This is a genomic window from Lewinella cohaerens DSM 23179 (assembly GCF_000379805.1).
GTDB classification, from domain to species: Bacteria; Bacteroidota; Bacteroidia; order Chitinophagales; family Saprospiraceae; genus Lewinella; species Lewinella cohaerens.
Genome location: NZ_KB903545.1, coordinates 38,690 through 64,277, shown reverse-complemented (window position 1 = coordinate 64,277; position 25,588 = coordinate 38,690). Strand labels below are relative to the sequence as shown.

Genomic DNA, 25,588 nt, shown 5'->3' with positions numbered 1-25,588 from the left:
GTGAAGCAATGTGCCCGCAACTCCTACTTTTCGTGATCAAAGGCAGGTTTGGGATGATGAAAGGGGGAGTGCTTTCATCACGTCCATTTCGCCTTTCATCATTACTTTTAGTACCTTAAACTTGATTAGTGTTAATTCGCAAGATGAAAGGAGTCCAAAACAAAAACAGAATAGCCACCGCCTTCTTCCTCCAGCAGGAGATATGGTTGTTTCTGGCTATCATCTTGTTATTTAGTTATGCTTTTATGCAAATGAGCCACCAACTGGTGTGGCGTCATTTTATCGGCATTACGCTTGGGCTTAGCCTGTTTTTCCTGCCTTTACTTTTGTGGGTAGGCCTCCGCCAGCAATCATGGCTTACGACGAATACAAAACGAGTGGGCTGGGTAGTGGTGTTTGTGCTAATACCTGCCGTCTTCACCATCGTTTGGCCCGGTTACCTGACAGATCTCCCTGGCATTTCAGAAGGTTTAGCGTTTACCGCAAAAGTTAATCGCTTTGGCTTGTTGTTTCTTTGGCTCACTTTGCTGGTTTTAGAAGGCCTCTTGCAGTGGGCCCAACGGCGCAAGACTGTACGTACGGCCAATTGGTTATTAAGTTGGAACATCCCCCGACTAGCGGTTGTAATCGTGGCGGTTTTCTCGCTATCCATTGTACTTGCCAATAACTATTTCCACGCTTACATCAGGGAATTCAGCACTACACAAACCTTGTTCTATTATCTGGTTGCTGTGCTGCAAACCTTTCTGATTTACCTGAGCTACTACCCTATTTATTACGTTCACCACCACTTCCTTTTCAATAAATTGCTGCGCAAGAAAGGGCTGCTTTATTACCTCCTCGGCACAGTGGGCTTCCTGCTGCTTTTTGTTCCTGTGCAAAATCAAATCATCCGTTTTTTTCCGGTGGTCGACCAAATAAAAATCCATCCACTGGGACTTGTTCCTCAGGTATTTTCAGACTTGAGTTTCACCCTTGCTATTGCTTTTTTCCTCCTTAGTTTACCGTTCATTATCATGGTCGAATGGTACCGCCAGATCAATGCCATCAGCACACTGGAACAAGAGAAAACAGTTACCGAATTACAACTACTGAAACAGCAGATCAATCCACATTTCTTCTTCAACACGCTCAACAACCTCTACGCCATGAGCCTGACGCAGGATAAAGAAACTCCTGAAACCATCCTGCAATTATCGGAGTTGATGCGCTACGTCATCTACAAGGGCCAAGAAGAGGTCGTGCCCTTGAAATTAGAAGTAAAGTATTTGCAAGATTATCTCGATTTGCAAAAATTACGCTTGCACAAACCGCTAGACCTAACCTTTACCACCGACATTACAGACGAGGACATCCTAGTCCCTCCGCTGCTCTTCATTATTTTGGTAGAAAATGCCTTCAAACACGGCATCGAACCCGCTGGGGGAGATTCTTTTTTGCACTTGCACCTAAGCCAGCAAGGTCAAACCGTTCATTTCCGTTGTCACAATTCTTTTGAGAAAAACAGTCCTGCTGCTGAAGCTGGTGGGCTAGGGCTGCCCAATCTACGCCGCCGCCTGAGCGTTCTTTTCCCTGACCGGCATGAACTACGTCTACAAAGCAGTGGCCACGATTATCTTGCGGAATTAAGCCTTGAACTATGAATACCCTCAACGCCCTAATCATAGACGACGAGCCACTGGCGCACAAAGTCATCCTCAAATATGCAGAAGATGTTCCCTTTCTCAACATTGTGGGGCAGGTCTATCAGGCTACGGATGCTTATGCACTTTTGCAACAGCATAGCATCGATTTACTTTTCCTGGATATACAGATGCCTAAATTGAAAGGGTTGGATTTTCTCCGCACCCTCGACCGCAAACCACTGGTGATCATCACCTCTGCTTACGAAGCGTATGCACTGGAAGGTTACGAACTTCAAGTCTGTGACTACCTGCTGAAGCCTTTCCGCTTTGAGCGGTTCCTCAAGGCCGTACATCAAGCCCAAAAGCGCAGTCAGCCAGCCTCTCCTATTGCCCCTCTTCCGGCAATGCCGCCTACTGAGGGCCCGCCAGACCAGCTGTTTTTAAAAGTAGACAAGCGTTTTTTGCAAATCAACCTCCGTGATATCATTTGCCTGGAAAGCTACGGCAACTACGTCAAAGTATGGACCGGCGACAACTTTCTGCTCACCCCCAGAACGCTCACCAGCTTCGAGGAAGAACTGCCTTCAGAGCAGTTTGCACGCGTACACAAATCCTTTATCCTCCAAAAAACACGCATCAACTACCTAGAGGGCAACCAAATTTTCATGACCAATGGAATGACCGTTCCCATCGGTAAGAGTTATCGTGCGGCAGTGAAAGCGTGGACGAAGGGAGAGGTATAGGTTTAATACTTTGTACCCTTCTATATATTCCCCGCCAGCAGCCGTGCCCAATAAGCATACAGTTTATTGTCTTTGCCGTTGGGCAGGGCTGCTTCCAGTTTGCCGAGATAAGATTTTACGTTGGCATTATAAGTACCGCGTTCTTCCATCACCCAGTTGACCTCCTCAGGGCTGGCATTGAGGCGGCGAGCACTTAGGAACACCACTTCCAGAATATCCCCCCAATTGTCCATACCTGCCAACTGAGCATTGAGTAGGTAAATTTTTATCGCACTCTCTCCATCTATTCCTTCAATAGCGCGCTCAATCAACGCCAAGCCGCGGGTAACAGAGCTTGCTCCGTCTTCATCACTAGCTACTGAAGCCATATAAATCGCCTTTATCTCATCGTAGAGTGCTGCTTTTTTCGAAATGGCGCGTGTATTGGATAGTTCTTCTCCCAGTTCTTTAATTTCACTGAGTGCGCCAAAAGATTCATCCATATTGATGAGGCCAGGCATTGCCTGCATCATGGCCAGGTCTCGAATATCATTCTCTTCGCCAGTATTGTGCTGTAATAGAGGCACTGCTTTTTCAGCGGTTTCCCGAGCTTCGTCGTACTCGCCTTGCCGCCAGTGCGTAAGCGCTTTGATAGCATAAGCATTGTCAAGTGCCTTGGCTTTCTTCAGCTGGCCTTCTCCTTTGAGCGCTTTGACAATCCCTCCCATAGCTGATTCGTAATACCCGGCTGCTGTTGCCCCTTCGTCAATAGGCGCGTTGCTTTTATACAAGTCATCGAAGTAGACAAAGTTGCTCGGTAGTTGGTCGGCAGCATCCGCAAAACGCTCCTGCATTTCCACCGTCGCTCCCTGGCTAAAGGCCGTTTGGGCTTCCTGGTAAGCTTTGGTAGCTTCGCAACTGCTAAAACTCAATACAGCTAAAAAAAGAAATAAGGTATAGGTATCGACAAGTCTCATTTGGAGTGTTTTTATTTAAAAAGCGAGTCACCCATTTTCAGAATGACTCGCTAAATTATTACTCTCCTGCGACTTTTTCAGCATTGTTCTTTTCCTCATTTGGGATAAGTACAATAAAACTAGCCATCATGGCTATAAAAGCACTAAGGGTCAGGACACCCCAAAGCAAATTATCGGGGTAAACACTCAGCCCTTTGGGGATAGTCACTTTGGTTTTCTCACCGGTATCGAGCAGGGTTTCACGCAACTTCATCAAAACATTGGTACGCTCGAGGGCGCTGTCTGAATTGAGGGTTTCCAATTCCTGCTGGCTGGCCTTCAGGTTCTGGTACCAAAAACCGATGTCCTCGTCGGGGGTTTCCCACATCACGGAGGTGTAGCCGCTGGTAAGATTATTGGCCTCCAGATAATTGATGACTTTGGTGAGCTCTGCATTGGCCATATCAATGGTGTTGGCATCAGCAGCCCGCTTCAGGTAGCCACTTACATTCTGCTTAAAGGTCACGCCTTTAGCTATTCTGACCCCAAAAACTCCAAGTGAAAAGAGGAGCAAAACAGCACTAATGAGATACTTTTTCATATTGCGATAATTTTAAAAGGTGTTCAGTCATTCAGCACCGGTATTGCTACCAGCTCTTTACTAAAAGTGCAAAACAATCAGCAATAGATTTTCTTTTCTCGACAAGAATCGTTGGTTTTTCGGCAGACAGAAAACGTCAGGGGGCTTTTTCAACAAGCTTTTTTGGGGCCATGCCTTCTCCCGTCCCGACTTTTCTAGTCGGGACGGGATCGGCACCAGGCTGTCTGTCGCTACCGCTCCGGCCCATCCTTCGGCCTGCTCCTCCGTCCGCCGTGCTTCGGCCTGTTGGCCTACGCACTGGTTTTAGCTCCATCCTCCGGATCCTTCCTCCCGAGGAAGGAGTGTGATAACGTAGCGAATGGGCTGCTTTTTAGGGGGCAACTCGCGCAGGTTTGTTTCCAAACTATCGCCATCACAGGTACGAACGCCGAACAAGAGGTGAAAATCTCTTAAAAATTATCGCTCAGGTTAGTCTCCGAACTAACCTAGCATATCCCGCTGGTCTTCCGACCAGCAGACTACTTGCGAATTCATACCAAACAAGGGACAAAATCACTCATAAAGAACCATTATGCAGCTTAGCCCCCCTCATTTAGGTCGAAACACTATTATATTTTCAGTACTATTTCACCTTTCCAGTTCTTTTCACGCTCTAGGACAAAACCTGCTTTGAGTTCAAAGGTCCGACCAACAGGGTATATATCAACAGGGTCCTGTATCTCTTTCAAGCCAATCTGCGCTGGATTGTATATTCCTATTTTTATAAAAAAGCACCTCGCCTGTGTTAGGCTTACGCCATAGTTTGGCCCAGCCCAAACCTCATCAGCATTTTCATTATCCTGTCCGTCATCTTCCCACCAACATATTTTACAAATCTCAAAGTCCCCACGATGCTCTATTGTTTTTCTTCCACAACACGGGCAAGATTCCATAACAGCTGGGCTGCCTTCTATACTGTCAACATTTAGTTCTTTTAATAGATACGCATTAGTCAGCGGTTTTAATCCATCTCTTAACCAAGCGAGTAATGGTTCATCATATCTATCAGAGGAGGGCTCCTCATTAAGCGTCTCACTATTGAACTCCTCCTTGATATCCTTTGGTAGCTTTTTCCATTCATTGACACTATCCCAATTTTCAACAAGCAATGTTTCAAGTTGAGAAACTCTTTCTTCTTCAGATAGTTCTTTCAGCTTAATTTTGGCTAGTTTATTTATTGCTTCTTCCCTGTCCATACTATTTTTAATTACTCCAAATACTTGTATACGCGCATATTAGTTCCCTAAACACCGACTGCCCCAGCTAATTTTCTGTTCAGCAAAAAACTTCAACCACCACCACTAATCAATTGACTAATAGTCACATAGACTACTACAAATCCAAATAATGAAACTGGCCATAAATACAGTCCTATGGATAATTTGTGATTCCTGGGATAGATTTTATTGGATATGATCATATTAATGATCAGGTAAATGGGGTATGCATTAACCCCGTAGAAAAGAATGTACTGATGAGTTGGATTAGCATTAGGATCATCAAAAATAAAAATTGACCCAAAAAACACCATCGGCCAAAATAGAATTGGAAATAGGCTTAAGATTTTTAATACAATCAGAGTTATCCTATTATTCTTACTCGTTTGTATATCCTTCTGCTCCATCATTTTTTTTTGAAAGCTCGCACTCAAAAAAGAACAGCTACTTCTCTCCTAAGCTCATGTTAGTTCCCAAACTATTCCGACCTTTTTGGTCGGAACAATATCCCGCTGGTCCCCCGACCAGCATCACCACCTTATCTACTGCTCGATGACCTGGGGGATTACAAGGGGCCTTCATTCAGTGTCCAAATCAGTGCCTTTTCTTTTGTCGCTCGGAAAATGGTATGGTGCTCTTCTTTGGGTTCATCTGAATATTTCCAAGTTAACCGTTCAGGTGCATCGTTTTGAAAAACAGTCTCGACGCTTCTAGTCGCTCGGAAAATATCTTCTGCATTTGAACCTGCGAACCAAAGCTTAATATCTTTATCAGGAAATTCAGCTAACAATGCCCCTGCATTATTTACCAGGTATTGATTGTTCCACCAAAGAGAAGGGTCCATTGCAATATAAAAATCGAAGGTTTCAGGTTTCAGAAAGAAGGTCTCCATAACGAAGAGCCCTGCCAATGATTCTCCTATAATTCCCTTTCTGCCTGTGGTTTTATATTTCCCGTTGATTGTTGGCATTAATTCCTCCGAGATAAAAGCTCTAAAGTCTTTAGCGCCATCCGTTACAGGACAATACTGTTTGTCATATTCTGCCTCTGAAAAACCGGTTAAATCCCTTCCTCGCTCCGTATTTTCTATTCCAACCAAGATAAAGGGCGCTATTTTTTTCTCTTCAATCAGCTTCGACAATGTATTTGCGATGTGCGGAAAGTCTTCTTTGATTCCACCGTCAGGCATATACAAAACGGGAAAACTGTCACTTGTCTGTTCATAAGTGGGTGGCCTCCATACATTGATCACTCGATCTTCCTTTACAAAAGTCGAAGAAATGGTTAGACTGTCGTGCGCTGGAATAGGATCGTCATAGACAATCGCCTTGTTTTTACAACTGATTGTCAGTGTTGTGAGGAAGAGATAGAAGATTGTTTTTTTCATTTTTTTGTTTTTTGGTAGTTTCACATCCTCCCTAATCTGTACTTAGAATAAGTGATGCCATCAGCAATATCGCTGATTTGAGTTTTGTATTTCGGATAACTTATTTCGATTTCTCTAAAGTTCTCCAATGATTTTTGATACAAGACGATTGATCTCTCCATATCTTCCTTTGTAGTGCCATTGGTTGATAATTCGTAGGCCTCTTTGTAACACAATATCGCCAAGTGCTCGATTAAATAGTCACTATAGTAAAATGCGATACCATTCTCCAAGTCATCTATCCGCTGATCTATCGGTGTCAATACACGGTAACTGACAAATACTTGATTCGAAGCACTGTTCTTCTCTAGTAGTGGTGGAGTAAACTCCACCTTATCCCAGATAAAGTCTTCCATCGTAATTGGGCGCTCTAAGAATTGCCATTTGGGATCAACGGGTAAATGCTCAAGGACAAAACTGGATGGGTTGACAAGAAAATATTCCATTGACTTCCTTTTTCTATACTCAAATCCGTATGATTTATCTTCATATTTACCACTGCCCCACGTCGGATCAACGCAGAGATATAGACTATCAATCTTTACAACATTCCATTTGTGGTTAACTTGCGTATAATAGCGGCCTTTCTCAAAACCATACCCCTTAGCATATCCCGAAACTTCATAGCATTCCAGTTTTGCTATTTCACACATCTTTTTGAAAAGGCTGGTAAAGTTCACGCATACGCCTCTCTTTCGCGCTAAGGTCTCTTCAAAGTTTTCAAAATAAACATCCTCAAGATAGGCCTCCATATCGTACTCAATATTGCTTGCGATCCAATGATAAATCACTTCGGCCTTTTCCCAGTCACTTTCTGCTTCGCTCAACAAATAAGCTGTTAATTCTTCTACATTGGCCTCAATGGAATCCGGCGCGTCTCGAGCATGCAGCGCCAAGTCTACGTTTATCTGAGCGGGTAATGATACACCTACAAAAACCAGAAAAAATAGAGAAAGGCTTGTTTTCATTTTTTGTCAAGTTTGGTTTGGGCTGTGGGGGGATTGCTTGTTTTAACTGGAGGCTATAGTGAGTGGGGTTGGGTGAGCCTGACACTTCCATGCCTAACTGCTCATGTTAGTTTAGGCGTTTTTAGCCTATTTTTTACTTTATCTCACTGTTCAATTATTTGCTTGTATTCAATGAAGCATGCAATCACGGTTTATTTAAATATATCTCTCGCCTTGAAAACTCCATTTTTCTTTTTCAAAAAGAGTTCCTTTATCGTCTTCCCTTCCTCTACCTTCCAAATACCTACCTGGTTTTTTTCAACAATATCGTATTGATATTTCTGTAGAAAGAAGCCTCCTTCAAAGGACGATAGATGCAACAATACATACTCATTTTCTTCAAAAAGTGGTCGGCCGTAATGATTAAAGACAACAAAATCTATCGTATCAACCCCTAAATCATTAAAGACCTCTTCTACAACTAGATATTTTGCATCAAATGCTCGATCCATAAATCTCCCTCCATAAGATGTGGTATCGCCTGTTAAAGTATCTACTTTAATCTCGTTATACCTTTCATCTGGATTGAATTCAGTAAGTGAAATCTTTTCACCTATAAAAGAGTACAGATTAACTTCATCATTAGCTTCATAAAACAACTCCTGCTTTATCGAATTACAACTTAACACCATAGTCAGAAGTAGGGCCGTAAGCCCTTTCACAAGGAGTAGGAGGTCTTTCACAAATACCGTTTTGCTTTTATTTCTTGAATGATCTGTCATTGTTAAAGAATTGGGAATTATCCTTCGTTGTAAACAGCTATTCCCTTATGCTCATGTTAGTTCCCTAACTAACATGTAATATCCCGCTGGTCTCCCGACCAGCATCACCCTTTAGTTTACCGCTCGCTGGTCAGGAGACCAGTCCCGACCTGTTGGTCGGGATATTCTGGGGACTACAATGAGCGTAAGACAATTAAACCTAGGCACTCCAATCCACAAAATATGCCCCCCGCGCAAGCTGCCTGTAGGGTGCGAACCTCCGGTGAGCAGTGCCGACCTACTGGCTAACGCCTTGCCGTAGCCAGTAGGTCGGTACGGAGCAAAGCGAACCCCGGAAGGGAGCGACCCGCCAGGGATGCGCCCAAAAAAGATTAAACATTCTCCAATCCCTCCGTCAGATCTTCCAGGGCGAAGGTGAGGTTGTTGTTGATGTCTTCTGCGGCTTTGCGAATTTCAGCGAGTAGCTCATCAACGGTTTCCTGATCAGCGGGGCCGGTAGCTAGTACGACCAAGCAGCTTTCGAGGATGGTCTGCAGGGTCTCGGCTTCAGTGAGGGTCCAAGAAGCGGAGGTGCCGGTTTGCTCGTCGTAGAGTTCTATGAAAATTTCACCCAGCGCATATTGGAGCACCATTTGTTCTTTACCACCATCGGGTTTCACTACTTCCAGCACCAGCTGGCGGCGTTGCCCTACGGCATCCAGGGCGGCACCTACGAGGAAACTGATGGTCTCGAAAGGTAGATGTTGGTCACGTTTCAGTTCGCCAATCGCGGTGTAGATGGCCTCTAGTGTGAGCTGAATGAGGCGGTCACTGCCCACCCATTCCGGGCGTTCGATGACGCGCTCTAGCACCAGTTCTATGATTTCTAATAATTGCTGATCCGTCAACTTCGGTGACCAGCTGCCACGACTCGGCGGTTGGGTGACGATCCGCAAAACCTGCTCTAGTGCTACTGCCACCAAAATGCGCGGGCTATTGGGGCTGATCCGCATCAGACGTTCCAAATGACCGCTACTGTACAGCAGAATCAGACGAATAAACTCAGGCAAAAGGTGCTTGATATCCGTCTTAGAGGCCCGCAAGGCTCCCGCCGTATCGCTGAGGATTTTTTGGAATACCGCTTCTTTTGCAATGAGCTCTGGGTGCGCATCCATGATGGCCAGACCGGCCTGTATCAGCTCTTCGGCCAAATCTGGCTGGAAGCCCTGGGTAAGGTCTACCTCCGACTCAAAGAGCAGCAGATCAAGCAAAATCAAGCTTCGCTTGTCTGGGTGTTGGCTAATAATGGTTTCCAACACAAAGTCCAGCAACTCCAGGAACCGCTCTAGGCGTTCGCTATCGGCGGTGCAATCGGGCGGATAAACGTAGCTCACCAACATCTGCAAGGCACGCTCCAGAATGGCTTTTTCTTGCTCGTCACTACCCCATTTTAGTTTTTGTAATACTTGCGGACTCGTCGCCGCAGTATGCATACTCAGCAGGATGAGATTTTCCAATACCGTAGGCGACAGGCGCGCATCGGCAGGCAACAAAGCCAGTGCATCCATGATGGCTTGCAATACCTCTTGCCAGATACTCGGCTTGGTTTTGCCAACAGGCACTACCCAGGCCGGATTATCAACAATTGCATCGAGTAATTCTTCCGCGAGACCGAGCATATCATCCCCTGTCAGTTGCGGGTGCCATTTACCATCCGTACCAGTACTGGCTAAACGGCCTAAAAATTCCCGCAGCGCAATGACAATAAGGAAGCGAGGCTCCTCTGCATCCGCATCAACGATAAGGTGGGCATTCAGGGCGCTGGCTTCGAGGCTCATGCGCAGCAGTTCCGGTAGAATTCCTTTTTGACGAAAGTCGCCTGCATCAAGGTCTTTGGCCAAATCGCGAACGATGGCTTGTAACGCCATTTCACTACTCACCAATTCAGGTTGCTGCTCCATCACCCGCAGGGCAGATTCGATCAGATCGGTCAAAAGGTCTTCATCAAAACCACGGCTGTAATCAATGTCGTCTTCACTAAAGAGGATGAGCTGCACCAGTAGCAGGCCACGCCGGTCGGGGTGGTAGGCCAGAATAACGTCCAATACATATTCTACCAATTCCGCAAAGCGGGCCGTGCGTTCGCCACCACTCACTTTCATCTCGTGGAAGATGAAGGTACTGATGAGCGACAAGGCCCGTTCCAGCACGAATCGTTTTTCGATATCGCTACCCCAGGGGATTTTATCCATCACGGCCTCGCTCGTAACTGCTGCCGTGAGGGCCAGCGCTATCAGGTATTCCAGTTGCTCAGGCGATAGTTTGACGCCTGGAGGCATATTGTGCAAGGCGGCCAGCACGGCTTGTAGCACATCTCGGAAGATGATCTGCCCATCAGGGCCACGCACTACCCATTCGGGGTGCAAGATCAATTCATTGACCAAGTTGTCTACGATCATCATGGCCTCGGTGGGCGTCAGCTGCGGTTGCCATACTTCTTCGCCAGCTTCCTTGGTAGAAAGCGCTAGCAGTAGCTCCCGGATGAAGACCACCAGTAGGTATTCCGGCTCGTCCGATTCGGCATTGACAATGAGGTGGGCATTGAGTGCAGTGTTTTCCAAACTCAGGCGCACCAATTCCAGCAAAATATCCTCTTGCTTAAAGCTAGAGACATCCAAGGCCCCAGCGATACCAGCGACGATCTCTCCCAGCGCAGCTTGTCGGCTGATCAATTCGGGGTGAGCAGCAAGGGTAGCCAAAGCGGCATCCACCAGCTGATTGGCCAACTTACGGTTGAATCCGCCACGGTAATCGACGCCGGGTTGCGAAAAGAGGATCAGGTCGGTGAGCAACAAACCACGCTTATCGGGATGGCGGCTGATAATGACATCAAAGATGTAATCCAGCAGTTCAAACAAAAGGACATTACGGTCGCCAGGTGTGGTGTGCTCACGTTCGAAGACGAAAGCAAAGACGAGGTTGAGTGCTTGTTGCAAAACAGCTTCTTCCTCACCGTCATTGCTCCATTTTATCTTTTGTAGCACCAATTCATTGGCGGCTACTACGCGCAGGTTTCGCTGTAGAAGCAATTCAAAGGTGGCAGCACTCAGGCGTTCGGTAGCGGGTATCCGAGCGAGTCCATCCATGGTTGCTCTGATAACGGCAGCTAGCAGGGGCTTGCCATCCGCTTGGTGAATCATCCAATTGGGGTTGCGCACCACTTTATCGAGAAGTTGCTCGGTGATGAACAGCAATTGAGATTTGCTCAATCGAGGCCGCCACTGACCGTCGCTGACAGGGCGCGACAATTCTGCGAGGATCATTTGCACTGCGCTAATCAGCAGATCGTGTCCGTTACCTGCACCAGGGCCATGATCGTCATGAGGTTGACGGAACAGGCGGAGGTTTTGGCCAGTTTGCTCAAGTACCAATCGCACTAACTCCGGGAAAAGATCCGGGCGGCGGTAGTCGTAATCTTTGAGGGCACTGCTTACGCCGCTAACGATTTCCTGAAAGCCATTTTTGTTATGAATCAGCTGTGGGTGTTCGGCCAGTACGCCGAAGCTACTTTTGAGTAGGCGGTCGAGGGTATGCGCATTCAGGCCATCCTTTATATTAATCTTATCAGGGTCTTGCAGAATAGCATCGAGCAAGACGGTGCTGGTAGCCTTGATGAGTTCGCTGGCGCCGCTATTGGTATCAAAAAACTCACGCGGCGACGCAAAGACGTAGCTACCCGCATTAGAGACGGTACTACGGAGCAAGAAACGCCCCCAATTGACGGCCTCTTCCTGGTTATCACTATCATTGATATTTTCGAGGCGGCGGAACAAGTCTTCTGCAATTCCTTTACCCGCTGCTTTTATGAAACCTTGAACTTTGGGGTCGTTTGTGGCTTCCTGCCCCAGATCGCCGATACTTTCCGCAGCAGCGATAAACAATTGTGGGACGATCTTACGCGACTGTCTACGCAGGGCGGCATTGTCGCTCAGTTTGAGCTCATCAAAAGCTTTGAGGAAGTGCTTGAGCGTACGGCCAGTTGCCGATTGCTCGTTCAAAGCGCCAGGGATGCGATTAAAGTAATCAATTCCGATTTCCACCAGCGTACCTGCTACCATTTGTAGCGGATTGGTATGCTTGGCACTGTCGTGGGTATACTGCCGGATACTCAGGAGGGCTACCAGTTCATCGGCATTGATGCGGTCATCGTCCAAGCCATCCTGGAAGGTAGAGCTTGCTTCTTGCGCTACCAGTGTACTCAGTTGCGCGTAAGCGGCTACGTACATATCCAACTCTTGGTTGGTGGGCACAGCATTGCCTACCCCGTTTTTGAAGCGGTCGTGGATGTCGGCCAGGCGTTCCATTTTTTCTAAGTAGGTCGCTCCGCCAGTGACTTCATCGTCATTATCGAAGAAGTTTTGGGCCGTAAAAGCATTAGGCGTACCACTAAACTTGGGCAATGGCAGCACAATACTTTTAGAGGTGAGGCTCTTAGCGTAAGCACGTTGGGCATTACGCCCCAGTCGGATGGCGGAGTTAATGGCGAATACAATCGCTTCGGCAGTCATAGCCATAGGGATGGGTGGGTTTTTACGGTTATTCGGTAGGTTTGCAATTTAGGGAAAAAGGCAGCATAAGGCAGCATAATAAGGCAAATTCATGAATTTGCCTTATGCTGCCTTATTGTCCTATGGTGGAGATTTTGCAATCACCCTTCCCAGTTTTCAGGGTTTTTCCTGATGTAGTACGCAATCCGTTCGTACTCCCCTTTGGTATTTGTATTAATGATATGAGCGTGATAATTATGCAACCACGTTCTCTGCCCTGGCGTGCCGCGTAGGATATTTATCTGCTTGGAGGTCAGCATTTTGAATTTACCGATGATTTTAGGAATTATCATACGACGGCGCAGCGCTACGTATTCTTTCGAAGTCAATGATTGCCATCGCAATGCGGGGCGTTCAATTTCGAATCCACGCCATTCCCTCAACGTGATGATAAAATGAATGTGGTCGGGCATAATCACCCATTCGCCCAATATGGCGCGAGTATGATAATCGGGAATCTTTAAAATTTCAGTACGAACAATTTCACCATAAGGCGACAAATGCATCTCACCATCGACAATATGCTCTAGCAACCGTTCCCGGTCTTGAATACAAATCGTGATAAAATAGCTACCTGGCGCAGAATAGTCCCACCATTGCTGTCGGTGAAAAGGCCGATCGTACCTGTGTTGATTGGCTTTCATTCTTGTAAAATTCAGAGAGATAAAAGAAAAAAAATTAAGCGATTTTATCGACAAAAGCAAATCCCCCCTGCCCAAGGCAAATTCATGAATTTGCCTTGGGCAGGGGGGATAGGGTTTGGCATATGCAATCTAGGGCATAAACCGTTCATCCTCCACAAACGCCTCATCCGTCAAACTCTCCAAAAAGGCGATCAAATCTGCTCTTTCGGCATCGGTCAACCCCAAGGGGCGGATGCGTTCATCTTGCAAGGGGTGTCCTACCCCGCCCCTGTTATAGTGGTCAACGACAGCTTCCAACGTCGGTAAACTCCCCGCGTGCATATAAGGTGCTGTCAGCGAGATATTCCGCAAACTGGGCACCCTAAACTTACCAATATCCAAGCTATCCAGCGATATTCTTCGGCGGCCCAGGTCATCACTATGATCCAACTCCAGGCCGTTGTTAAAGAAGTCATCATTGGTAAAATTAAAGCCTGAATGGCAAGTGCTACAGGCCAATTCGTCACTAAAAAACAAATCGCGACCACGTAATTGTGCAGCACTCAAAGCGGTACTCATACCTTGGTGACTATATTGGTCATAAGCAGAGTTACCACTGATCATCGTTCGCTGAAAAGCCGCCAAAGCACGCGTAATCGTGAAAGCATCTGCCTCGCGACCAAAGGCTCGCAAAAACTGCTCACGATACTCCGGCAAGGCATTGATCCGATCAGCGGCCACAAAAATCGAAAGATCCATCTCATTCACATCCTCAATAGGCGAACCCGCTTGTATTTCCAGCTTCGGTACGCCACCATCCTTATGAAAAACCGTCACGTAAGCCAAGTTGGCCAAAGAAGGGGCGTTGCGCATCCCCAGTCGGCCAGCTACCCCTGGCGAGATGGCCACATTATCCGCAAAGGCAAACTCCTGCCGGTGGCAGCTGTTACAAGATATCGTCTCGTCTGCCGATAAGATGGGGTCGTAAAAAAGACGCTTCCCCAAGGCTACTTTTGCTACGGTCAGTGGGTTCTCGGCTGGTTCTACAGGTATCGGAAAACCCGCTGGCACATCATAGCTATAAGGCGTATCATCTACATCCGGCGCTGTTGCCTCAGGCTCACAAGCCAGTAACAACAGTAGCGAAAGGCTCCCGGCCAGCATCTTCAAATCTCTCATAGACACACTCCATTTCATAGTTATCCTTTGGTAGGCAAAAGCAAGGCATAAGGCATAAGGCATAAGGCAAATTCATGAATTTGCCCAGTACCCAACCCTCAGTCCACAATCTGCCCAACCCTCCCAAAGCCCCTACCCTTTCCAGGGCAGGGGCTAAGATGGGGCAACATCCTACTTCTTCGTAATCGCGTCCGCAATATTGTCCGCAAAAATGGCTGAAGTCGCTAAGTCATCTCCCGTGTGTACACTGTACGTCTGAGATATATCAATACCCTCAAAAAGGGCAGCAACATCCAAACCAAAGGTTAGCGTCTGGCTATCATCCTCGATATCCGTATGTAGGTCCTTGGCAACCGTCCGGCGGAAAGCCTCCTTGCCCAGGTGGTATTCCATCGGCGTTTCAGGTGTACCATCGCCATCCAAATCTACCATTCCGTCGATGCGCACAAAAATGTAACCGGCACTCCAGTTCCAGTTCATTGGTGGGTCATTTTGGCGAGCCAATGGGTCCGTCTCCGTGTCACGCGTATCAAAATCGTCTGCTGTCTGGTCATTTTCAGCAGGTGCTACACCCACAAAAAACTCCGCCATGTGGTAGTGCTTCTTATCTACGTTCATCACTTCTTGCGCGCCGCTTTTAGGCTTCACCAGCAAGTACTTGCCATCAGCCGTTACCGCATCACCTTCTTCCGGGTGCAGCGTAATCCCGCCTACATAAAACTGTACGGCCTGGAAACTCACCGCCGTACCGTCCAAGTCATATACCTGATCGTAATCAAAATCGCTACCCGCAAAAGAATAATCAAATTCAAAAGCTACGTCTGAGTCCAAACGGCTCACATCGTCATCATCACAGCTGTAAAAAGTCACCGATAGTACCAGCAATGCCAGCATTAATTTGTTAAAGTTCATCTTGTTTTTTGTTTTAAATATTAAAAATGGATTGAAATTATTTCACCACCAGCTCTACGCTTGCAGAAGCCAGATTTTCATTGTGGTCACTGGCTTTCACCGTCAGGGTATACACCTGATCAGCTAAATCCGGCAACGTAAAAGTTTCTTCAATACGGTAAGTCGTAGCGTGCAGGTGCCCTCCGGCCAGCGTTTGTGCATAAGTTCGGTCGGCATTCCTAAGTACTACGCTGAATTCGTGCAACTCCTGATTTTCGTCAATATTTACAATCAGTTCCAGGTTGCTCCCCGCCACATAGTTGGTAACATTGGTTGGTTCAACAATGTCAATCAAGGGAGGCGAAACATCCACCTGCGGCCCCTCTTCTTTTTGACAATTAGCCAACATTAAGGCTATTACCAGCAATACGTAAAAATTATAGTGATTCTTCATTTGATTTGTTTTTAGAGCCTGTTTAAATTTTCCTGATCGAGCGAGTGCCACCAAATTTTATGCTGATTAAGGCAAAAAGTGGAGTCGATGCCGGAAGCATCGGCGAGCATTTTTAACGTAAAGCAGCGCAAAATTTGGCAAGCGCAGCCGATTGAGGGAATTTCAAACAGGCTCTTACCACCTTTTGGGGCCTCCCTCCCTTCGGTCGGGCGTTATGTTCCAGGGCGCGCTAGTCGCTTGGCCAGCGACCCCGATTTAATCGAGTCGCTGTCTGCCCCCGCTTTGGGCGGGGCCACCCTTGCACAGCACTAGGCCGAGCATCATCCAAGGGGCTTTCCTCCAAAAAAGTAAGTAAACTGCACCGTCATTCTGCCACCTGCTTCCGTCAGTCCTTCCGCCCATTTTTGCTCCAGCGGGTGCTGATAACGCAAGGTCGTACTGAATGCCGGAAAAAACACCTGTAGTCCCAGTTGCCCAAAGGTGTACTGCCCGCCGGTATGGCTCCGGTAGTAACCGCGCTGTACATCCTCCGCAGCCGTCTCCCGGTACAAGCCCAGACTAGGCATAATTCCCAGCTTACCGCTTGCTATTACGTTAAACACCGTCAGGTGCCCACTCCAGCGGTGGCCATAGCGGTAGTCTTCCTCATTTTCTCCGTTACGGCTGGCTAACACATCAGCACTCAGGCCCCAGTCTCCACGGCGCAGCACATATTGTAGGTAGGCCATACCATCGAGGCTACCTGTTCCCAAACGAAAGTTGACCTGGGTGTTGTCTTCCTCTGGTAGTTTGGCTTGCTGGCCCCACGGTAGCTTAGCTCCCACACCAGCACTCAGCCGGTGACGCCATTCCGTACGCTTCTTGTTTTCCTGATCCAGCACTACGTATTGTAGCAGTACACTAGGGTCGCTCCATCCATCGAGGTTCCAGGTCTCGCCTGCTATCTCGCGTTGCAGAAAAGCATAAGGCAAGGCCACACTCAGCCGCCAGCGATCGTGCAACCGCAACTGTAGCTGTAAGTCCAGTTGTTGAAAATATTCTTCACTCCCAATCTGCCCAAGCGCTTTAGCTTCCAGGCTGCTATAGGACGTAAACCGCTGATGGTTCCACCCCATACTAAGCTGGTGCGACTGAAAACGAGGGGTAAGCCCCATTTCCCAAAACATAATGCTACACCCACAAGCCTCACAGGCTGCAAGCTGAGGTAGGTTGCCCACTCCCAACAGGAGCAGCAAAAAGATAATCGTCCGCATAATAATTACTGATCTAATAGCAGACAAACTCGTTGAAACAAGGGGTGGTTTACCATCCTCTGTTTTACGAATATTTCCGCTAACTGTCCTCGACCTAATCTCTCCTTTTCCTACGGAAGAAAGAAGCAGCACTAGCTCATCAGAACAAGAAACTTGATTGAGTTGATTATTTGCCTTTCTACAAAACCTATATATCAAAACCTTCCGATATCAACGTATTGATGATACCTAACTCAGGCTGTACGAGCAAAGTCAAACGACCTCGAACATGCTCTTAAATTCAATAGAAAGACAAGAAAGGAATTACGCTCGGGGCGGATGCCACTGGGGGTGTACATATTGGTGCTCCTCCCAGTCGTCGTCAGAGGGCGCCACAACAGGGGTGAACATAGCTGGTGCATTCAGTTGCCAATGTTCTTGTACAGGGGTAGAAAAAGGAGGGATTTGCCAAAGGCTGGCAGCTTCTGGCGTAGCACCAGGTTGTTGCTGTTGCTGCTCAAAAGCTTCGGTTAATTGTTGACTAATAAAACAGCTACCAAAACAGGCCATCTCCGGTGCATCCTTGTTGACACACATCGGCACAGCCACTTCTTCTCGCTGGCTTTCCAGTTGAAAANCTAGAAAAGGTACCGTAAGCACCTGCGCCACAAGGCACAGTAAAGTTAATATGACAATTAGCTGTCTCACTTCTGTAAAGATAAGAAATGAAGAGGTCAAAAACCTTAGAGGATGATTAAAATCAGTGTTAATATTTGGATAGCGTCGGTCAGCATACAATCTCTTTCCTGCTAGGCCCTACAGCCCATACTCCTCCCGCGTCAATCCAAACAGCATCACATCCAGCAGGGCGCCGGAGGCTTTGCGGTATTCGTGGCGCAGGTCGCCCTCGCGGCGGAAACCTACCTTACGGGCCAGGCGTTGGCTATTGTAATTATCTACCAAGGTTTTAAGTACCAATTTATTGAGCTGAAGCTGCTTGAAAGAAAACTGAATCATACGCGACATCACCTCTGTCATCAGTCCTTTACCTGCCTGATCCTGATGGAGGAAATAGCTGATTTCAGCACGAGGAGTCTGCCAGTCGATGTTGCGAAAGTGCAGATAACCAATCATATCTGCCTCATCGACGCGCCAGATCCCAAAGGTGAACTCTTCCTGAAGCAGCCATTTGGCCAATGACCGCCTTGCAAACTCTTCTCCTTCTTCCGGCGTACGGATCAGCTCTACGAGAATGGGAAAATGATCCTCTATATAACTGGAATTCTCTTGAATCAAATCATAAAACTCCAGCCCATCTCCTTCACGCAGGCGGCGCGTCAGCGTTCGGGTAGTAATTATAGCGGTGTCAATACCAAAAAGATCAGGGCGCATGAATAATGATTTTATACTAGCGACTAGCAGCCAGAATTTTGTTTAAGAACACACGGGTAATCATATAAGTTGGAGCCACTCCGCTCAAGCCCAAGCTACCACTGGCCAACGTCGACCCTGTTTCCAGCGGGTTATCAGATGCGTAGTAGGCGTAACGTAAAACTACGTCTTCATTCACACTATGTCGAATTTTACTTGCTGCCTGGATCGCTTTTTGATAATGGGCCCCTTCCATCTCCAAACCAATCGCTTGCCATGACGATTTCCGAAAGTAACGCAATATATCTCGATTCTGGAGGCTCGTTCCTAAAACGGTAATCATCAACCCCTCCAAAACACCTATCCCCAAGTCGTTTTCAAAATCGTCCTTACAAAGGTCATTCTTAAAGGGGTAATTGTCAGCCGTACCTTCAAAAACATGGGCGGAAGGCACCATAATATCTCCTTTCCCTCCTTCCAGAATGCCTGCTTTCCCCATTATATTGACAGACGCTACCGGAAGATCATGGTGGTAATCGACCGTCTCATGAGGGCGAAGGAGTTCATCCATCGTTTCGTAGGCTTGTTCGCCAAAAGCGTAGTCCATCACAAAAACCACGGGCACCTCCTCTTTCTTTTCTGGCAGCTTCCACTCTAATGAACGAGGTGCTTTTTTTATTTTAGATAGATCAAAAAACTGTACCGAAATATTGGTACCACTGGTATCATCCAACTGTACCATTCCGTGCTGTCTGGCATAATCTGTGACACGCTGCCGCAGCTTGCCGTTTTCTGGCAAACTCAAAAGCTGAAACAACTCCTTGGTTGGATACTTTGCTGCTTCCTTGGGCAGTGCTGCTTCGGCGTACAGGCAATTCATCACACTGTGCAAGTTTGCACTGATGATGTGTAGCGGACGACCATTCATGTTGTGTTCATGTAGAGCCTCCTTTATGGCATGTGCCCAGCGGCTTCCATGCAAATGGTGGCCAACCATATCCCGCAAGGTACTAGAGAAACTGATCTCACGATCTTTCTTATCGTGATCTTCTTGGGAGGATAGGCAACCCAGCCAATAAGTGATATGAAAAATGCTATTTACGTTAGGATCATTATCAAAGCGCTCACAAGCAGTAATCGTCTCTTGATAGGTTCTCCCCAGCAAGGTACTCAAATAGGTGTAAGCTACCTCACGGTTATATTCTTCGCCGGCCTCTTCCCGTTTGACAATCTCTTCCAACATATTCCACTCCCGTCGCTTCTCTCCTCGGTGGTTTTCGCTATTAGTTCGAATTTTTTCAGATTCAATATACATGAAGGTAAGATGCGTGAGGATATCGTAGATGTCGCTACGGCCTCGCGTCATTTCAATGTACATCTCTTCTTTGTCGATCCTGTAAGCATTCCGTCGACGAGCAGGAGGAACAATGGGCGTGAAGTCTGTCTGTTCGTACCCTTCGCGAGAGATCAGCTTTACAAACCGGCACTCTTCAATGCCTTTCGGCAAACGTTGGAAGATGTAAAACAAACCATTCAACTCTACCCGCTCCGGCTCATTAACACTACCGTAAATCTCTGGGCGCAGTTCTCTCAACGCCTCAATCATAGCCTCTCCTGATACCCCCAATGGCTTATAGCTACCCCGAATAAAAAGGTGACGCATCGCAATATAAAGGCGTTCAATAGCTGCCCGACTAATCTGGGCACGGTTGCGGTTAGGGATGGGTAATGACATAGAAATAGCATAATTTTGGAGTGTAAATTTACAATCTTATTTCCCAACAACCTCTAAAATCCCTCAATAACCTTACGATCCTGTCTCGCTAGCGAACGGCTTACTCCTTCACCACCCGCGTTTGGGCACGACCCTCTGGCCCGTCCAATACCAGGTGATATAAGCCCACTGGCAAATCAGCTAACCCCAACTGTACTGTGACCTCGCCCGTGGGCAGGAACGCCTGTCGGAGCAATACCCCACGAGCATCGAAGAGGTGGTAATATTGCCATTGATCCGTATTATTGAAATACAGAAAATCACCCGTAGGATTTGGGTAAACACTCAAACTCGGCAAGGAGGAGGGTGTATCCACAACATTTATAATATCTACCTCTGTACAGCTTGTATTGTTGGTAAAATCCGTCTCCAATGATGATGCCTCCGTGCCTACCCACGCGCAAAGCGTATTGTTGAGTACGTTGTAGCCCGTCAGCGATCCTAAAAAGAGCGAGATGCTGTCACCCGGTAATAATTGTAGATCTTGAAAGGATTCGTTAAGACCAATAAAACCTGGGCAAATAAAAGAACTCGCCTTTTTTTGGATTTTCACATGCAGGGAGGATACGGTATCCATCCCAGCATTGTATACTGTAGCTCGAATACTGTCAAAAGTAGAAATATACCCCCCAAAAGAAGCTTCCTCCCGGATGACTCCCGTAGACGAGATATAGGTAAGTTCCAAATCTCGGTTCAACGGTGGTTCGTCGGATAGACTATAGAGAAAGCCTTCGCGAGGGTAAAGCCAATCGTTATCAGCGACCACCGTATTCCCATAAACAACCAAATCCTGATCATTAAGGGCTGCACCATAAATTTGTGTACCGGGAATGTTTAATTGGTGCTCCGTGCGTTCGCGGAGATCATGGGTATAGGTAAAAACACTTTGTTCTCCTGCTGCCAACATCACGCTATCATCAAAATAAAGATCATATATAAAACCAGTAGTAGGTACTTCTACCGTAGTGTCTGCCAGGAATTCACCATTGTTGGTCAAGTAGTCAAACCGCGTAACGGTATTATAATATTGGCTGTAGATAACACTATCGTTTAGTATATGAAGCGTCTGAATATAATCATCTGTAAGTACTTGCTCCGAAAAAACATTCATTGATTCATCATCATAAGTAGCGTATAGCAAGCGGTTCTCCCGCGTCAACAGTAGCGTATCTTCTCGCCAATAGTAAACGCCACTAAAAACTGGGCCATCAATGGAGTACTCCCTGACGAATGTACCTGATGCATCCTTAAACCGAAGGGCAGCAGTAGAAAAACTCCCATCCCCTAGTAAAAACAAACCTTCTCCAGGAACCATCGCTATCGTTGACGATGAATTATCTAAGCTTATAATAAATTCTGCTTCTGGGCTATCTGTCCACAAAAGATTACCATCCATATCGAAAGCATAAATAACATCAGGGCCAATCAAATCACATTCGTTCCTCCGATGAATCACATAACACTGCTGCAGTAAGGAATCGTAACGCAGCGCGATCGTACTGTAATCAAAATAAGAAGGAGGTAGCGTAACCGACCATTCAATGCTATTCTCATCTGATATACGTAATAAACGCGGCCTTATCTCGTAGCCATTATCAATATCCGAAACATCCGCGACTACCAGCCAGTCGCCGTTTTCAAGAGGAAGAACGTCATTTACATAGCTATAGAGGTGCTCACCTATTGTCAGGTTGATGTCTTGCGCCTGGATAGAGAAGGCACAGAGAAAAAGTATAAGGTTTAGTGTTTTTTGCATGATGAGAGCGCTAACTGATGTAATAACAATAAAGATAGCAAGAGAATAGGCCAAATATTAAAACAGTCTTAAGAAATTGGAATATTTGACAAAATAATAAAGCTCCAAAGGGATAATACACCACATTTTTTCTAACTTTTAGCCTCAAAATCTATTAAACCTACTTTTCCATCCCCAAGCTTTGGGGTATAAAGCCATACGATTTAGTAAACTATGATCAAAGTAATCAGTCTTATCCTCGGCGGTGGTGCCGGTACTCGCTTATTCCCACTTACAGAACAACGTTCCAAACCAGCAGTACCCATAGGCGGTAAATACCGCCTTATTGACATTCCAATATCCAACTGCCTCAACTCCGGTATCCGTCGGATGTTTGTCCTTACGCAGTACAATAGTGCCTCGCTTAATCAGCACATTAAGAATACCTATAACTTTGACTCTTTCAGTCATGGCTTTGTAGATATCCTGGCAGCTGAACAGACTCAAAATAGTGATAGCTGGTTTCAGGGAACTGCCGATGCAGTACGCCAAAGTATGCACCACCTCCGTAATCACGACCACGATTACGTAATGATTCTTTCCGGGGATCAGCTTTACCAGATGGACTTGGCTGAATTTGCTCAGTACCATCTTGACAAGAAAGCGGATTTAACCATTGCCACTATTCCCGTTAATGATAAAGACGCGCCTGGTTTTGGTATCCTCAAGCAGGATGACAACCAGATGATCGAAAGCTTTGTAGAGAAACCATCTGCTGATATTCTTTCAGACTGGACTTCTCCCCTACCCGATAAATATACCTCACAAGGAAAAAACTGGATGGCTTCCATGGGGATTTATATCTTTTCCAAGACCTTCCTTGAGCGGCTCTTCGATGAAAATCCTGACGCTACAGATTTTGGTAAAGAAATTATTCCTTATGCCATTAATAATAAGTTTCGGGTAGCTAGCTACTCTTATGATGGCTACTGGGAAGATATTGGTACAATCCGTTCTTTCTTTGATGCTAATATTGCGCTGACGGACCCCGTTCCGGCTTTCAATATGTTCGATAACGAAGAGCAAATTTATACCCGCCCGCGGATGCTGGCACCTTCCAAAATATTCGGCACTTTCTTCAATCAAGCCATTATCGCTGAAGGGTGTATCGTTAATGCGAAGCAGATAGATCATGCCATCATAGGCTTGCGCTCTCGTATCGGGACTGATACGGAGATATCCAACGCTATCATCATGGGTAATGACTATTATGAAACTATAGCCGAGATTGAGGAGCTTGGTGATACGCCAGCGATGGGTATTGGTGCCAATTGCTACATCCGAAATGCGATTATTGACAAAGATTGCCGCATTGGTGATAATGTCCGAATTCATGGTAGCACTTCCCTTGAAGATACAGAAACGCCAACCTATATGATCCGGGGAGGTATTATCGTTACCCGCAAAGGGTCGACCATACCATCTGGCACAAGAATAGGCTTGCAGAGTTAGTGCTTGTAAAATAGTATCTCAAGCTATACCACATAAAAAATCCCGTCGATGTAAACATCGACGGGATTTTTTCTTGTAAAACCTTTGGTTTCATCAAATTAAGCGCCCAAATAGTGCTTGAGGAGCTTGCTACGATTAGCAGAACGAAGCTTATTGATTGCCTTGTCCTTGATTTGGCGAACCCGCTCACGAGTAAGACCAAACTTGTCACCAATATCCTCCAACGACATTGGGTGCTCAACACCAATACCGAAGTACAACTTGATCACATCACACTGGCGATCGGTCAGCGTTGATAAAGAACGCTCAATTTCACGGCGCAATGATTCTCTGTACTCCAATGCAGCATCGGTGCCAGGAGTGGCCGTATTTTCAAGCACGTCCAACAAGCTGTTGTCTTCCCCTTCTACAAAAGGTGCATCCATAGATACGTGGCGAGCAGCAACACCAAGCGTCGTTTCTACTTCTTCGGTAGAAATTTCCAATTGATCCGCCAACTCTTCAGGAGATGGCTCACGCTCGTACTCTTGCTCGAGTTCGGAAAACGCTTTATTAATTTTATTAAGAGAGCCGACCTTGTTTAATGGTAAACGAACGATCCGCGATTGCTCAGCAAGTGCTTGCAGGATCGATTGGCGAATCCACCAAACGGCGTAGGAGATAAACTTGAAACCACGCGTTTCATCAAAACGTTGAGCCGCTTTGATTAACCCCAGGTTTCCTTCGTTAATCAAGTCACTTAATGATAGACCTTGGTTTTGGTATTGTTTAGCTACCGAGACCACAAAACGCAAGTTGGCTTTGGTCAATTTTTCCAAAGCAGCTTGATCACCTTGCTTGATCCGCTTAGCTAATTCCACCTCTTCTTCTGGTGTCAACAAATCCACCTTACCGATCTCCTGGAGGTACTTCTCCAGTGACTGACTTTCGCGGTTCGTAATGGATTTTGTGATCTTAAGCTGTCTCATTTATTTAGCCTCTTTGATTGTCGAAAATAAAAAACCCGCCTTGTGCTGATTACAAGCCGGATTTACGCTCGGATTTACTTATTTGACTATGGCAACTTCACTTATCCCCATCATGCAGGAAGAGATTCGGAATATTTGAGTAACCATCATATAAATTATAAAAAATAATATTTTAATGAAATCCAAGCGCAAAAATACGTGCAAAACAGCTAATTGTCAAGCTTCTAGCCGATATTATTGTTTGCTTTCTAGTAACAAACTGATTAATAGAATAGTTGTGTAAGTACCTCTATGTGGAATTTTTCCACTTAATGCCAGTAAAGATTTGGAAAAATGGCTGCTTTCTCTTTTATTGTGCCGAATCGATTCACAGATTCGCATTAATTATTTGTGAGAATTTTTTTCTCACTAAACCATGCCTTAACTATGGAGAGAGTAAAATTTTCGAAAGAATTTATCTTTCGCGCATCTCCGGCCATTTTATATCAGTTTCTTAGCACACCTGACTGCCTGATCCGTTGGTTTTGTGACCAAGTCCATATAAATGGACGTATGTACACCTTTGAATGGAACGGTGCGGAAGAAGAAGCTGAACTTATTGAAGACCTCGAGAACGAACTACTTCGTTTCCACTGGGAAGATGCCGATGATGAAAGAGAGTACCTGGAATTCAATATGGCTCGCTCTCCCGTAACAGGAGAAACAATTCTCGTAATCACTGATTATTGTGATGACGATGAAGTAGAGGACCAGAAGCAGCTCTGGGAGACTCAAATGAAAGCCCTACGAGGAGTTACTGGAGGGTAGGCTAATTGCTATTCTCGGCAATGGTTTTGCAATGGAAGCACCATGCTTCCCTAGATATCGATATTTTTTTCAATCCTCTTCAGGGGGAGTTCGCAAAAAATAATCTACACATCTACCTGCAAATTTTGCGTAGATTATTTA

At 46.2% G+C, this 25,588-nt stretch carries 20 protein-coding genes; 4 read left to right on the top strand and 16 right to left on the bottom strand.

The genetic code is table 11. The features are described 5' to 3' along the window. Window positions 1–143 precede the first annotated feature (143 nt). Entirely contained in the window at window positions 144–1,643 is a 1,500-nt protein-coding gene (locus tag A3EU_RS32845) for a sensor histidine kinase (protein WP_020536875.1), read from the top strand. Beyond that, on the top strand, window positions 1,640–2,368 hold the full coding sequence (locus A3EU_RS0114355) for a LytR/AlgR family response regulator transcription factor (RefSeq protein WP_020536874.1): 729 nt from the start codon (window positions 1,640–1,642) through the stop codon (window positions 2,366–2,368). Before A3EU_RS32845 ends, A3EU_RS0114355 begins: the two co-directional genes overlap by 4 nt. 20 nt (window positions 2,369–2,388) lie before the next feature. Here A3EU_RS0114355 and A3EU_RS0114350 read toward each other — a convergent pair whose 3' ends face one another. The 15 genes from A3EU_RS0114350 to A3EU_RS0114260 all read right to left on the bottom strand — a co-directional run bounded on the left by A3EU_RS0114350 (window position 2,389) and on the right by A3EU_RS0114260 (window position 22,181). Further along, the gene (locus A3EU_RS0114350; protein WP_020536873.1) at window positions 2,389–3,324 is read right to left on the bottom strand and encodes a hypothetical protein; all 936 of its coding nucleotides are present in this window, start codon (window positions 3,322–3,324) and stop codon (window positions 2,389–2,391) included. 58 nt (window positions 3,325–3,382) lie between these two features. Beyond that, entirely contained in the window at window positions 3,383–3,904 is a 522-nt protein-coding gene (locus A3EU_RS0114345) for a hypothetical protein (RefSeq protein ID WP_020536872.1), read from the bottom strand. 608 nt (window positions 3,905–4,512) lie between these two features. Further along, window positions 4,513–5,139 carry a CPCC family cysteine-rich protein gene (locus A3EU_RS34825; protein ID WP_020536870.1) on the bottom strand — a complete coding sequence of 209 codons (627 nt, stop codon included), beginning with the start codon at window positions 5,137–5,139 and terminating at the stop codon, window positions 4,513–4,515. A 586-nt stretch (window positions 5,140–5,725) separates the two neighbouring features. Then, window positions 5,726–6,547, bottom strand: a complete 822-nt coding sequence (locus A3EU_RS0114325; RefSeq protein ID WP_020536868.1) for an alpha/beta hydrolase — start codon at window positions 6,545–6,547, stop codon at window positions 5,726–5,728. Window positions 6,548–6,567: 20 nt separating this feature from the next. Next, window positions 6,568–7,554, bottom strand: coding sequence for a transglutaminase domain-containing protein (locus tag A3EU_RS0114320; RefSeq protein ID WP_020536867.1), 987 nt, complete (start codon window positions 7,552–7,554; stop codon window positions 6,568–6,570). Window positions 7,555–7,745: 191 nt separating this feature from the next. Then, a complete protein-coding gene (locus tag A3EU_RS0114315) occupies window positions 7,746–8,276 on the bottom strand; it encodes a hypothetical protein (RefSeq protein ID WP_156825772.1) in 531 nt (176 codons plus the stop codon). 410 nt (window positions 8,277–8,686) lie between these two features. After that, the gene (locus A3EU_RS0114310; protein WP_020536865.1) at window positions 8,687–12,868 is read right to left on the bottom strand and encodes a hypothetical protein; all 4,182 of its coding nucleotides are present in this window, start codon (window positions 12,866–12,868) and stop codon (window positions 8,687–8,689) included. 134 nt (window positions 12,869–13,002) lie between these two features. Beyond that, on the bottom strand, window positions 13,003–13,545 hold the full coding sequence (locus A3EU_RS30500) for a transposase (RefSeq protein WP_020536864.1): 543 nt from the start codon (window positions 13,543–13,545) through the stop codon (window positions 13,003–13,005). A gap of 129 nt (window positions 13,546–13,674) precedes the next feature. Further along, entirely contained in the window at window positions 13,675–14,703 is a 1,029-nt protein-coding gene (locus A3EU_RS0114300; protein WP_026211401.1) for a cytochrome-c peroxidase, read from the bottom strand. A 171-nt stretch (window positions 14,704–14,874) separates the two neighbouring features. Next, window positions 14,875–15,615, bottom strand: coding sequence for an MbnP family protein (locus A3EU_RS0114295; protein ID WP_020536862.1), 741 nt, complete (start codon window positions 15,613–15,615; stop codon window positions 14,875–14,877). A gap of 37 nt (window positions 15,616–15,652) precedes the next feature. Continuing rightward, window positions 15,653–16,048: a hypothetical protein gene (locus tag A3EU_RS0114290; RefSeq protein ID WP_020536861.1), complete on the bottom strand. Its 396-nt coding sequence runs from the start codon at window positions 16,046–16,048 to the stop codon at window positions 15,653–15,655. Between the two features lie 320 nt (window positions 16,049–16,368). Continuing rightward, the gene (locus A3EU_RS0114280; protein WP_020536859.1) at window positions 16,369–17,301 is read right to left on the bottom strand and encodes a hypothetical protein; all 933 of its coding nucleotides are present in this window, start codon (window positions 17,299–17,301) and stop codon (window positions 16,369–16,371) included. Window positions 17,302–18,096: 795 nt separating this feature from the next. Further along, window positions 18,097–18,672, bottom strand: coding sequence for a GNAT family N-acetyltransferase (locus tag A3EU_RS0114270; protein ID WP_020536857.1), 576 nt, complete (start codon window positions 18,670–18,672; stop codon window positions 18,097–18,099). Window positions 18,673–18,688: 16 nt separating this feature from the next. Further along, window positions 18,689–20,386 (bottom strand): DUF6909 family protein, encoded by a 1,698-nt coding sequence (locus A3EU_RS0114265; RefSeq protein WP_020536856.1) that lies wholly within the window; start codon window positions 20,384–20,386, stop codon window positions 18,689–18,691. A gap of 100 nt (window positions 20,387–20,486) precedes the next feature. Beyond that, window positions 20,487–22,181: a T9SS type A sorting domain-containing protein gene (locus tag A3EU_RS0114260; RefSeq protein WP_156825770.1), complete on the bottom strand. Its 1,695-nt coding sequence runs from the start codon at window positions 22,179–22,181 to the stop codon at window positions 20,487–20,489. Window positions 22,182–22,394: 213 nt separating this feature from the next. Between A3EU_RS0114260 and A3EU_RS0114255 the strand changes: the two genes are divergently transcribed. After that, window positions 22,395–23,672, top strand: a complete 1,278-nt coding sequence (locus A3EU_RS0114255; protein ID WP_020536854.1) for a glucose-1-phosphate adenylyltransferase — start codon at window positions 22,395–22,397, stop codon at window positions 23,670–23,672. 98 nt (window positions 23,673–23,770) lie between these two features. Here A3EU_RS0114255 and A3EU_RS0114250 read toward each other — a convergent pair whose 3' ends face one another. After that, entirely contained in the window at window positions 23,771–24,640 is an 870-nt protein-coding gene (locus A3EU_RS0114250) for a sigma-70 family RNA polymerase sigma factor (protein WP_020536853.1), read from the bottom strand. Window positions 24,641–25,066: 426 nt separating this feature from the next. Between A3EU_RS0114250 and A3EU_RS0114245 the strand changes: the two genes are divergently transcribed. Continuing rightward, on the top strand, window positions 25,067–25,447 hold the full coding sequence (locus tag A3EU_RS0114245) for an START-like domain-containing protein (protein WP_020536852.1): 381 nt from the start codon (window positions 25,067–25,069) through the stop codon (window positions 25,445–25,447). The last annotated feature ends 141 nt before the right edge of the window (window positions 25,448–25,588 follow it).